The sequence below is a fragment of the Nocardioides sp. NPDC023903 genome (genome assembly GCF_040639295.1).
Classification (GTDB): domain Bacteria; phylum Actinomycetota; class Actinomycetes; order Propionibacteriales; family Nocardioidaceae; genus Nocardioides.
This window is the reverse complement of sequence record NZ_JBEZZS010000003.1, coordinates 1-11741: the sequence shown is the minus strand read 5'-3', so window position 1 is coordinate 11741 and position 11741 is coordinate 1. Positions and strand designations below refer to the sequence as shown.

Here is an 11741-nt window from a genome sequence, read left to right as displayed (position 1 = left end):
TAGTCACAGACGCTAGAACGATTCGACAGTAACGTCAATAGGTTGACGTATGCGTAAATCGAAAGATGCTCCACCTCCCGTTCTGGCCGGTCGCAAAACGCGTCAGGCCCCCGCGATCTCGCGGGGGCCTGACAGAGGGTGATGAGTCGTGGCCGCTCAGCCGTCGAGCAGATCCTCGAGGTGGTCGAGGTCGCGGCGGATCAGTCGCAGGACGTCGCGCGGCTCAGCGCGAGTGGTGGCGCTGCCGTCAGGGTTGACAAGTGACGCCACGGCCATGTCGGCCAGCTGCTCGCAGATCTGGTCGAGGTCGTTGCGCTCGTCGGGGTGATACCACCAGGCGACCCAGTTGTTCATGCCCAGCAGGCCGAGTGCGGCCACGCGCGGATCGACGGGCCGGAACACGCCCTGTGCAACCCCGTCCTCGATGACCCCGGCCATGGCCTTGAGCACGGCGCGGCGACCGGCCGTGTGCGTGGCGGCGATGCCCTCGGGAAGGTCGGCCTCGGACCGGATCAGGAGCTGGAATCGCGCTGCACTCTCCGCCTGGCGGCGCACGCTCATGGCGACGATCTCATGCACCTTGCGGGTGGCATCGATGTCGTCACGACCAGCAATCGCCTGGATGCCGGCGGCGGAGTCCTGAGTGATCTCAGCGACCAGCTTCGCAAGGAGCTCGTCCTTGCTGCTCACGTAGTGATAGAGCGCCGGCCGAGTCAGCCCGACGGCGTCGGCGATGTCTTGGAAGCTGGTGCCCGCGAAGCCACGTTCCGCGAACAGCCGGGTTGCGTGATCGTAGATCTCCTGCTCGACCAGGCCGCGGCGGACTCCGGTGCGGGTCGGTTCGGCGTCCTTGCCGGCCTTGGTCTTCGCGCGGGGCTTGCTGGTGCTCATGACGTTGATGTTATCGATTTTACGGTCACGTCAAGCGACTTGGCGCGTCATCGCAGCTCGAAGAGTCCGGCTGCGCCCATGCCGCCGCCGACACACATACTGACGACGACGTACCGCGCTCCGCGGCGCCGCCCTTCCAGAAGCGCGTGGCCGACCATGCGGGCTCCGCTCATCCCGTAGGGGTGGCCGATGGCGATGGCCCCGCCGTTGACGTTGTAACGGTCGGGGTCGATCCCCAGCCGGTCTCGGCAGTAGACCGCTTGAGAGGCGAACGCCTCGTTGAGCTCCCACAGGTCGATGTCCTCGACGCTGAGGCCGTGGTGACGCAATAGTCGGGGGATCGCGAAGATCGGGCCGATTCCCATCTCGTCCGGCTCGCACCCTGCCACCGCCATCCCGCGATAGACGCCCAGCGGATCAAGGCCGCGCCTGGACGCCTCGCCGGCCTCCATGAGGACGACAGCAGCAGCGCCGTCCGACAGTTGCGACGCGTTCCCCGCAGTAACCGACGCCGGGTGCGCCGGACGGTCTGGGAGTACGGGCGACAAAGCACGGAGACCTTCGATCGTCGTCGAGGGGCGATTGCCCTCATCCGCATCGAGGTGGAACGAAGCAATCTCCTCGCCGAACAGACCTGCCGCCTGCGCCGTCGCAGTACGCCGCTGGGACTCCAGGGCGTACTGGTCTTGCGTCTCCCGCGTGACGCCGTAGCGCTCCGCGACGGTCTCTGCCGTCTCCAGCATGCTCACGTAGATGGCGTGTCCTCGTTCCGCGAGCCAAGCGTCCTGTGCGCGGTAGGTGTTGCGGTGGTCGTTCTGTACCAAGGAGATCGACTCAACTCCACCTCCGACCGTCACCTGCATTCCGTCCGCAATGATCTGCTTGGCTGCGGTCGCGATCGCCATCAGGCCCGATGCGCATTGCCGGTCAAGACTCATGCCTGGGACGCTGGTCGGCAGCCCTGCGCGCAGGGCCGCCTGTCGTGCGACGTTGTAGCTGGACGTTCCTTCTTGCATGGCGCAACCCAGGACGACGTCCTCCACCTCGCCGCCCTCGACCGGCGTGCGACCGAGGGCTGCCGTGATGGCGTGCGCCGCCATCTCCGGCGCAGAGACCCCGCTCAACGCGCCCCGGTACGCCCTTCCGATCGGCGTCCGCGCGGTGCTGACGACTACCGCCTCACGCACGGGTACCAGCCCCAGTCATCAGGCCGGTGCGCTTGGCGCCAGGGACGGCGAGAATGACCAGGCAGCCGACGAGCGCGGGTACGGCGTACGCGTAGAACTGGCCGGAGGCCGGTAGACCGGTAGCCAGCAGATAGCCACCATAGATAGGCCCAAGGACCCCGCCCAGGCGGCCGACCCCCAGGGACAGGCCGAGGGCCGTCGCCCGGCTGTCGGTCGGGTAGGAGCTCCCGACATACGTGTTGATCAGGATCTGGGTGCCGGTGGTGCCCACGCCCGCTACGGCGACGAGGAGGTAGACGACAGCGGTCGGCGGATGCAGAGCGAGCAGCGCGAGTGACCCCGCGGCGGCCAAGAACGCTGCGGCGACAACCGGCTTCGAGCCGAATCGATCGGCCAGTGGCGAGGCAGCCAGAGTTCCGAAGACAGCGCCAAGGTTGAGCACCAGAAGGAAGGACAGCGCCGAGCCCAGCCCGTAGCCGGCCTTGACCATAAGCGCAGGCAGCCAGGCATTCGCGCCGAACAGCACCAGGAGGCACAGGAACGTCGCCACCCAGAAGAGCAGCGTGGTCGCAAGCAAGTCCTTACCGAAGATGGTGCGCACCTGCGCCCGTCGTCCGGTCGCGTCCCCGGCGGCTACGGGGGCGGCCGAACCGTCGACGCTCTCGAGGTCGACCTCTAGGCCATGGCGCTCGATCACCGCGCGAGCCTCGTCCGCGCGGCCTCGTGCTCGAAGGTACTCAACCGATTCGGGAAGGTGGCGGAGCAAGAGAGGTAGCACGACGATCAGAGGCGCCAGCCCAACGGCGAACATCGCCCGGAAACCATAGGTGGGCACGAGGACGATGGCGAGCAAGCCAGCGAATGCGCCGCCGATGCCGACGCCGGTGAAGGCGATGGCCGTGTTGAGGCTTCGCCGGTGTCTCGGCGAATACTCGACGATGAGCGCGACGACGGTTGGCATGAGCCCGCCGGCGCCGAGACCGACGACGAACCGGAAGAACCCGAACTGGCCAGGGCTCCCGGCGACGGCGCACAAGCCCATCGCGACTGAGAACAGGGTCACACTCAAGACCATGGTCTTGCGTCGCCCGATCCTGTCCGTCAGGGCACCCGAGCCCAGGGCACCCATCAGCATGCCGAAGACGGCGAGCGACCCGAGGAAGCCAGCTCGTTCGGTGGTCAGATCCCAGGCCTGGTAGCTCAGCAGGCTCGGAACCACCGTGCCGTACATGATCAGGTCATAGCCCTCGAGGGCAAGCGCAGCGAAGCTCAGCGCGAGAACGGCTCTTGGGGTCCGCCGAACATTGAGCCCGGCTCCAGTCACGGTCGTGGATGTCTGCATGTCGAACTCCTTGGTGTCGACGCAGACGGTAGATCGATGTGACATCTCCGTCAATAGTTTGACTTGAACGTCAAGAGCAGGGAACCCGAGCAATTGACGCATACGTTGACTTTTTGTCGCATGCGTTGAATCATGGATCAAGAAGGAAAGGACCCTCATGAACCACCTACGAATCGGCTTGGTCGTCCCGAGCTCCAACGTGACGGTCGAGACGGAGATGCCGGCGATTCTGAACCGGCACCCGCAGGCGAGCTTCTCGTTCCACGCCAGCCGCATGCGGATGGCAAAGGTCTCGCCCGAACAGCTCGCCGCAATGAACGCGCAACGCGAGCGCTGCATCCTCGAGCTCGGTGACGCTTCGACCGACGTCATCCTCTACGCCTGCCTGGTCGCCCTGATGTCTGTAGGGCCGGGCGAACACCAGCGAGTCGAGGGTCTCGTCGCCGAGCAGCTCGCGACCGGCGGTGCCGATGCGCGCGTCCGCTCGAGCGCAGGGGCCTTGGTCGAAGGACTCCAAGCGCTGTCGGCGCGACGCATCGCGCTGGTCACCCCCTACATGAAGCCGCTCGCGCAGAAGGTCGTGACCTACCTCGAGGCCGAAGGCTTCGAGGTCGCCGACTGGCGTGCGCTCGAGGTCGAGGACAACCGCGAGGTCGGTTGCATCCCCGGCGACCGGGTCATGGAGGCAGCCCGAAGCCTCGACCTGGCCGATGTCGACGCGCTCGTCATCTCGGCATGCGTCCAGATGCCGTCGCTCCCTCTCGTCGAGACGGCCGAGCAGGAGCTGGGTGTGCCAGTACTGTCCGCCGCGACGGCCGGCGCCTACAGCATCCTGCGCGCCGCGGGACTGCCTGTGGACATCCCTAGCGCCGGTTCCCTGCTGCGCGCCGACAGCCTGCAGCCCACCACCTGAAACCCCCTGCGATCCACGCCGAAAGGAATCCGATGAGCTCGCTCTCCGACCAGCACCTGGTCCGCGGCGTCGACCACGCCGCCTTCCCCACCTTCGACCCCGTCGGCACAGTGCGCTTCTACCGGGACGCCCTGGGTTTTCCGGTCGTCCATTCGATCTGTGCCGCCGGCTGGGGCCCTGATGACCACCCGGACTTCATCCACTTCTTCTTCGACATCGGCAACGACGACCGCATCGCCTTCTTCTACTACTTCGGTCTGCCCGCGCCCGAGGTATCGAAAGGCGACGTGTACGCCCAGTTCGGAGACGAGACGCCGGAGTGGTTCGTTCGCTCGCGCCACTTGGCGATCCATGTGGACAGCGAGGACCACCTGCTGGAGTACCGCAAGCGGCTCGATGCGAGCCAGTGGCCCGTCGAGATGCAGATCCAGCACGAAACGATCGAGTCGATTTACACCCATGATCCAAACGGCTACATGGTCGAGATCACCCGTGCACTGCGCCCTGTCACCCCGCAGGAGGACCTGGACGCCAACCTGACCATCGACGCCCTCGTCGACATCGCTCAGCGTCCCGGCGCCGGCATGGACGACCTGCTCGTACGCAAGGCCGAGCTCATCGTCGAACGGGCCCAGACCTGGCAGGAGCATCAGAAGGCCCTCGTCGAGGACGTACGCTCCGATCAGCTTGCCGGGCCGGAAGGGCCGGTGGCGCGATGACGCACCGGCTCTTCATGCTCGATGTCCCCGAAAATACCGCGATCGCCACCGTGGCCAAGGACGTACCGGGCGTTGAGGTCGACAAACTCGGCCCGTACTTCGTCATCGCGTCCGAGGACCCCATCGTCATCGATCGCCGTGCGACGGGCGCCCGTCACGCCGTCTGGTACAGCTGCGTTGGCGGCCTCGATGGCTGCCGAATCGCCCAGTGGGACAAGGACGCGCTCCGGCTGGAGCGGCGATGACCAGCTCAGCGGCGCACACAACGACCCGGCTCGGTGCCGGCCGCTACGTCGATGCGATCGACGCGCCCGACGGCGTGGTCACCTCGATCCACGAGCTCGTCACGGCCGATGACGCCAAGGTCACCGGCGTGCTGCGCATGCCCACGGGCGCGCAGACCGTCGTGACGATCATGCACCCGCGTCAGGACGTCACCCACCACTCTCTCGTGCCGTACCTCCTTCGCTCGGGCTACGCGGTGTGGACCCAGGGATCGCGCTCACCCAACAACGACCTCTCACTCATTCATGAGCAAGCGCTCCTCGACTTCGCGGCGGGGCATGCTTTCCTGCGGTCGAGAGGACTCGGCGTGGTGTCCCTTGGTCACTCGGGCGGCGGTACGTTGGCCGCCTTCTACTGTCAGCAGGCTGATCTCGATCCGGCGCAGCGACTGGCCACGGCACCCTCGGGACGTCCGGTCGCTCTGTCCAGCGCCGATATGCCGCTGCCGGACGGAGTCGTCTTCCTTGCGCCTCACCCGGGCCAAGGCGCCCTGCTCCGGCGCGTGATCGACCCGTCGGTCGTGGACGAGGCCGACCCTTTGTCGGTCGATCCGAAACTCGACCCATTCGACGCCCGTAACGGTTACCGGGCGGCCCCGCAGCGGACCCGGTACGCCGCCGAGTTCATCGAGCGTTACCGCGAAGCACAGGAGCAGCGGCTACGCCGGATCGACGCGGTCGCACGAAGGCACGTCGAGCATGCCCGCCTCGCGAACGAGGAGTTCCGCGAGAGCGGCGACCCGGCCGCGCGGCGGCGCGCGCTGGCGCCGCGGCTGATCACTGTGCACCGGACCGATGCGGATCTGCGCAACGTCGACCTCACTCTCGATCCCAACGAGCGGCCATACGGCTCCCTGTTCGGGCGGCGCCCGGACCTGACGAACTACGGCCTCGTCGGCTTCGGTCGACTGAGCACGGCTGAAGCCTGGCTCTCGACGTGGTCGGCCAACACCACCAACGCCGACTTCGTCCGCTGCGCCTCGGGAGTCACCGTCCCCACCCTCCTTCTGGAGTTCACCGGTGATCAGGCGTCGTTCCCCGCGGACATCACGGCGATGAGCGATGCCCTGGCGGCGAGCGACCTGACCGTCGATGCTGTGCAGGGCACCCACTTCGGTGGGCCGATCCGTTCCGGCGCGCCGACCGGCACATCGCTGGCGGCGACGCGTATCGAGGACTGGCTCCGCCAGCGGTTCTGAACACCGAACGCAACCGCCGGGCCACGGGAGTTCCCGTGGCCCGGCGGTTTCCATTTGTCTTCCGTCTGTCTTAGTGGAGATCAATCCGGACGACAAAGGGCCCGATCTCGTTCTCGGCGATCGGGCCCTCGTGAGGCTGGGCGGCGCATCAGGACGTTGTTCGGACCACCAGGTCGATTCGGCCGCTGGCCAGCCCGGCGATGGCATGCTCGATCCAGCGCTCATCGACCCGCGCCGCAACGACTGCGCCAGTCTCCCGGCGCAGTCGTTCCCCCAGGTCGAACATCGTGAGCGTCGATCCGAGGTCACCCTCGGCGCGAAGGAGCACGCTGCTCGCGGAGTGGTCGATACCGGTGGCCAGCTGCTTCACCAAGGCGTCCCCTTCCGGACCCCAGGGGTCGCGTACGTCGACGACGAGCTCGTGATGGTCGCCCAGCTCCTCGAGGGAGACGGACCGCGATGACCAGGTCCGGCCGTCTCGAACCAAGGGCCGCGACAGGATCCACGGGGTGCGGTCGTCGTCGGGCACATCGGAGACCGCGCACCCGGCGTACTGGCTCAGCCCGCGACGAACGACCTCGCCGGCGAGGGTGGCGAAACGGTCGACGCTCACCTTCCCGGCACGCGTCATATAGGCGATGAGCAGCTGGTCGACAGGAAGGTCGAGCCGGTCGGGGAACGTGTCCCACCAGCGCATGCTGCGCCGGGCGGTGTCCTGTAGATGCTCGACCGCAGGCCGACGCTCGGTCTCGTAGCGGGCGAGCGCCGACGGCAGGTCCGGTGCCACCGCGAGGGCGGCGTCGAGAGCAATGCCGTCCTCCATGGCGAGCTTCGTCCCTGAGCCGATCGAGTAGTGCGCCGTATGGGCCGCGTCCCCCAGCAGCACTACGTTGCGGTGGTGCCATCGGGCGCAGCGGACGGTGCGGAACTGAAGCCAGCGGGTCCGGTTGCCGATGAGGGGGTGGCCCTGCAGCTCGTCCGCGAACGCAGCGCTGAGGTATGTCAGCGACTCTTCGTCGGTCTGGTCGAACGGGGTGCGAACCGTCGTCAGGTCGAAGCCGGCCCGACGCCAGGTCTCCTCGTCGGTCTCGACGAGGAACGTGCTGCGGTCCGGCGCGTAGGGGTATCCGTGCGCCACGAACGTGCCGTGCTCGGTCTCGACAGGCAGAAATACGGCGCTCGGGAGAGCGAAGTCGGTTCCGCACCACAGATAGAGGGAATCGTGAGTGTCGACGGTGACACCGAAGGCGTCTTCGGCCCCCTCCCGGGTCGCGCTGCTCACGCCGTCCGCCGCAATCACCAACTCGGCGTCGAGCTCCGCCGCCGACACCCGCTCACCGTAATGCAACCGGACCCCGGCCTCCTCCGCATGCCGGCGCAAGACGTCCAACAGTGTCGAGCGACCGATGGCAATGAGGTTGTCGACAGGTAGTAGCGCACGCTGTCCGCGGACCTCCATTGCCATCTCGTGCTGGAACGACCGCTGGACGATCGCGGCCAAACTCTCCGGGTCCGCGGCCTCGAGGTTGCGCTGGGTCCGAGTCGCGAGCCCCACACCGAAGCCGAACGTCTGATGTGGCTGGCTCTGCTCGTACAAGTCCACGGCGCAGTGGGGATGGCGCAGCTTGAGGAGGCGAGCGACGTACAGGCCTCCTGGGCCTCCGCCCAGGACGGCGACGGAACGCAGTTCCACGATGATGCCTTTCGGCCGACAACAAGTACCTCCACGGTAGCCTCGTTCTACATGTGCGTCAAGAAGTTGACGCTCTCGTTGAATTCGGTTTACGGTGCAGACTGGTGTCGACGGTCACAGGGCCGTCGCGGCGAGATGCCGAGGGGCAGAGGATGGGCAGCATCGACTGGTCGGGACGAGTCGTCCCGTTCCCGCAGGAGCTCGTGTCGACGTACCGTGCCGAAGGTCTCTGGGGGACGCTCCCCATCGCGGCCGAGTTTCGCGCGGTCGCCGAGAAGTACGCCGCGCGCGACGCGGTCATCACCTCAGAGGGTCGGCTCTCCTATACCGAGCTCGACGAACGAGCCGACCGCGTGGCCGCTGGACTTGTCGAGCTCGGCCTCGAACCCGGGGAACGCGTCCTGTTCCAGGTCACAAACCGACTCCTGACGGTCGTTGCCTGGTACGCCGTCCTCAAGGCCGGCCTCATCCCGGTCTGCACGCTGGCCGTACACCGTGCGCACGAGATCGGAACCATCGCGGAGCGCACCGGCGCCGTCGCGCACCTGGTCGAGTCGGGGACCCGCGGCTTCGACCTCGTCGCCTTCGCCGAGGAGCAGCAGGCCGAGCATCCCCAGTTACGTCATCTCCTCACGATCGCGGCCGGCCCCGACCGGGCAGGAACTCGGATCGAGGATCTCGGCCAGCACCTGGATGCCGCCACCGCCCGCAAGGTCGTTGACTCCATTCAGGCGGGGATCGATCCTGACGAAGTCGCGGTCTTCCAGCTGTCGGGAGGAACGACCGGCGTCCCGAAGGTCATCCCGCGCCTGCACGCCGAGTACTGGTACAACGCACGCGCCTACGCCGCTGCCTGGGATTGGGACGAAAGCACGCGCAACGGTCACCTGATCCCACTGATCCACAACGCCGGGATCGTCTGCGGACTGCACGGCCCCCAAAGTGTCGGGGGCGCGCTCATCCTCGCCACCCCCGACCTCTCCGAGGCTCTTCCACTCCTCGCGGCTTCCCAGGTCACCGACGTTCTCCTCGGCCACGGCCACTACAACGCCATCCGATCCCCCGAGTTCGACGAACTCGCACCGACCCTTCGGACGGTGGTGCTCTCAGGCGCAAAGGTGCCCCTTCCGATCTTCGAGCGTCTCGAGGGACTCGACATCTGGAGCGGTCAGCTGTTCGGGATGGGCGAGGGATTCTTCGCGGTCACCCCGCTCGACGCACCCCGCGAGGCCCGTCTCACGACTGTCGGCTCCGGACTCTCTCCCGCGGACTCCTTCGTGGTCCTGGCCCCCGGATCCGAGCAGGAGGTTGCCGACGGCGAGGTGGGCGAGCTCTGCTGCGCCGGGCCCTACACCCTGCGCGGATACTTCGATGCCGCCGAGCACAACCTCGGCGCGTTCACCTCGACCGGGCTCTACCGGACGGGAGACCTGGTCGCCGTGCAGACCTACGGAACCTCACGATTCCTCTCGGTTGAGGGGCGACTCAAAGACGTCATCAACCGCGGCGGCGAGAAGATCAACGCCGAGGAGGTCGAGGTCCTGCTGCTGCGCCACCCCGACATCATCGGCGCTGCCGTAGTAGCCATGCCCGACGAGAGACTCGGGGAGCGGTCGTGTGCATATCTCGTCGGACGCGGAGAGCCGCTCTCCATGGCCGACATCCAACGCCACCTCGACGGCCTCGGCGTGGCCAAGTTCAAGTGGCCCGAGCGACTCGAGTGGATCGAGGAGATGCCCAAGACCGCGGTAGGCAAGATCGACAAGAAGCGTCTGCATGCAGAGATCGCGGCACGGGTCGATGACGAGCGGCGCTCGCTCGCATGAGCGCCCCGGCCGCACTCGTGACCGGCGGCTCGGCAGGCATCGGGCTGGCTATCGCTGCCATGCTCGTCGACCAGGGCTGGTCGGTCACCCTGGTCGGACGCGACCGCGACAAGCTGCTGAGCGCCGCTGCCCGCCTCGGCACCGACCGGGTCCACGTCGTCGCCGCCAACTTGGCCACCGACATTGCCAAGGATGTGGTCGCCGAACACGTACGCCGCCACGCTAGGTTGGACCTCCTGGTCAACAACGCCGGCGCCGGCCTCATCGGCCCGATCCAGCGGAAGACCTCCAAGGAGCTCGATCTGGAGCTCACGCTGAACCTCCGCAGCGCTGTGAGACTCATCCAGGAAGCCCTACCTCAACTGAGCGACGCCGCCAGGACCAACGGCGCGAGCTGGATCATCAACGTCAGCTCGATGACGGCGACCGAGACACCGCCGTACGCGTCCGTCTACTCCGCCACCAAAGCAGCCCTGGTTGCCCTCTCGCGCTCCCTCCACGCCGAGCTCAGCCCCGACGGCATCCACATCACCGCGCTGACACCCGGACTCGTCGACACTCCAGGCACCAGCTGGGCCCCCGAACACACGCGCGATCGCATGATCCCAGCCGACGACGTTGCAGCGGCTGTTCGCTTCCTGCTGGGCCAGTCGCCCCGCTGCTTCGTGCCGGTCCTGCCACTCGTGACGGCCGGGGCGGGCATGCACGAAATGGTGGACTGGCGCGCCTTGGGTTGAATCGCTCTCGCCACGCCGCACCGAATCGGTGACGCGATCCTGCCGCCTGTCGCATGACGCCGTTCGATGCGGAAGTGTCCCGCCAGTGGCCCGGGCTGCCGTGGTCTACCTAGTGGAAGGACAATCGATCCAAGAAGTCGTCCGGGATGTCCATTGGCCCGCAGTGTGCACCTCATCCACATGGCAGGACCCAGGACCGACCACGGCGAAGCGGAACCTATTCGGGACATGTATTGACCTGGACCTGGCGGCGCCAATCGAACGTCGCATCACGAGATGACACGTTCCGCATCGGGAACGAAGCCGACTGACTGCTCCTGAGCAGGGGCTACATCACGTGGCACCAGTGGCACGCGGCGTACCCGACCGACAGCAGGACAGGTAAGTCCCGCCGCCGCGCCTCCTCAAACGCCTCGGGCGACCACTCCCACCAGTCCACCGGATTCTGAGCGTGCTGGAGCAGGTAGGGCGAGGTCGCGGAGGCGAGTCGGTTGGCCACTCCTCCAGCCTTGCACGCACGTGAGCAAGTGATGCAAACGTGTCAGATGACAGGGATTCTTGACACGTATTCCGCTCCAACATTCAGTGGCCAACGGCAGACATCACGCTTACGGTGGCGTCGCCGGGCATAGAGCGCTGACTGACGTGAGCCCCTCCCCCGTTTCATCGGGAGAGGGGCTCAGTAGCGTTGTTCGTCGAACTTCTCCCCGCCGGGTACGCGCCGCAGCGGGAGCGCGGCGGGAAGTACGCATCGGCTATCTGGAACCTGGGCGAGCCGGTGCAACACATGTTCTCGTTGGCGCGTCATGAAGACACACATCGCCCGGACTCGGAGGGTTCACATGAAGAAGCTCGTCGTCTTCCTTCTCATCGGCGCGCTCGCACCCGTGGTGGGGCCGGTCCTCAGCGCCCAGGCGCTGCCGCCCGACCTCGTCTGCGACGGCAGCTAC

The 11741-nt window shown here is 66.8% G+C and carries 11 protein-coding genes; 6 read left to right on the top strand and 5 right to left on the bottom strand.

The genetic code is table 11. The annotated features are described in order from the left end of the window. Window positions 1–156 precede the first annotated feature (156 nt). The 3 genes from AB0F44_RS04920 to AB0F44_RS04910 are packed head-to-tail and all read right to left on the bottom strand — an operon-like array spanning window position 157 to window position 3579. Complete coding sequence (locus AB0F44_RS04920) at window positions 157–891, bottom strand: TetR/AcrR family transcriptional regulator (protein ID WP_357353239.1); 735 nt, start codon at window positions 889–891, stop codon at window positions 157–159. A gap of 47 nt (window positions 892–938) precedes the next feature. Then, window positions 939–2078 (bottom strand): acetyl-CoA C-acyltransferase, encoded by a 1140-nt coding sequence (locus AB0F44_RS04915; RefSeq protein ID WP_357353237.1) that lies wholly within the window; start codon window positions 2076–2078, stop codon window positions 939–941. After that, entirely contained in the window at window positions 2071–3579 is a 1509-nt protein-coding gene (locus AB0F44_RS04910; RefSeq protein WP_357353235.1) for an aromatic acid/H+ symport family MFS transporter, read from the bottom strand. The genes AB0F44_RS04915 and AB0F44_RS04910 overlap by 8 nt, the downstream gene beginning before the upstream one ends. On the opposite strand from AB0F44_RS04910, the gene AB0F44_RS04905 reads away from it, so the two are divergent. From AB0F44_RS04905 to AB0F44_RS04890, 4 genes are read left to right on the top strand one after another with little or no spacing between them, the layout of a single operon-like run. Then, on the top strand, window positions 3578–4333 hold the full coding sequence (locus AB0F44_RS04905) for a maleate cis-trans isomerase (RefSeq protein WP_357353233.1): 756 nt from the start codon (window positions 3578–3580) through the stop codon (window positions 4331–4333). The two genes, AB0F44_RS04910 and AB0F44_RS04905, sit on opposite strands and share 2 nt — an antisense overlap. Before the next feature lie 32 nt (window positions 4334–4365). Next, entirely contained in the window at window positions 4366–5052 is a 687-nt protein-coding gene (locus AB0F44_RS04900) for a VOC family protein (RefSeq protein WP_357353232.1), read from the top strand. Then, a complete protein-coding gene (locus AB0F44_RS04895) occupies window positions 5049–5297 on the top strand; it encodes a hypothetical protein (RefSeq protein WP_357353230.1) in 249 nt (82 codons plus the stop codon). The genes AB0F44_RS04900 and AB0F44_RS04895 overlap by 4 nt, the downstream gene beginning before the upstream one ends. Next, entirely contained in the window at window positions 5294–6535 is a 1242-nt protein-coding gene (locus AB0F44_RS04890) for an alpha/beta hydrolase (RefSeq protein ID WP_357353228.1), read from the top strand. The genes AB0F44_RS04895 and AB0F44_RS04890 overlap by 4 nt, the downstream gene beginning before the upstream one ends. Before the next feature lie 148 nt (window positions 6536–6683). On the opposite strand, the gene AB0F44_RS04885 is transcribed toward AB0F44_RS04890, so the two are convergent. Beyond that, complete coding sequence (locus AB0F44_RS04885; RefSeq protein ID WP_357353226.1) at window positions 6684–8228, bottom strand: FAD-dependent monooxygenase; 1545 nt, start codon at window positions 8226–8228, stop codon at window positions 6684–6686. 152 nt (window positions 8229–8380) lie between these two features. On the opposite strand from AB0F44_RS04885, the gene AB0F44_RS04880 reads away from it, so the two are divergent. Both AB0F44_RS04880 and AB0F44_RS04875 read left to right on the top strand, forming a co-directional pair. Continuing rightward, window positions 8381–10054, top strand: coding sequence for an AMP-binding protein (locus AB0F44_RS04880; protein ID WP_357353224.1), 1674 nt, complete (start codon window positions 8381–8383; stop codon window positions 10052–10054). Further along, window positions 10051–10791, top strand: coding sequence for an SDR family oxidoreductase (locus AB0F44_RS04875; protein WP_357353222.1), 741 nt, complete (start codon window positions 10051–10053; stop codon window positions 10789–10791). Before AB0F44_RS04880 ends, AB0F44_RS04875 begins: the two co-directional genes overlap by 4 nt. A gap of 328 nt (window positions 10792–11119) precedes the next feature. Here the strand turns inward: AB0F44_RS04875 and AB0F44_RS04870 are convergent, their stop codons facing one another. Further along, window positions 11120–11290, bottom strand: a complete 171-nt coding sequence (locus tag AB0F44_RS04870; RefSeq protein ID WP_357353220.1) for a DUF255 domain-containing protein — start codon at window positions 11288–11290, stop codon at window positions 11120–11122. Between the last annotated feature and the right edge of the window lie 451 nt (window positions 11291–11741).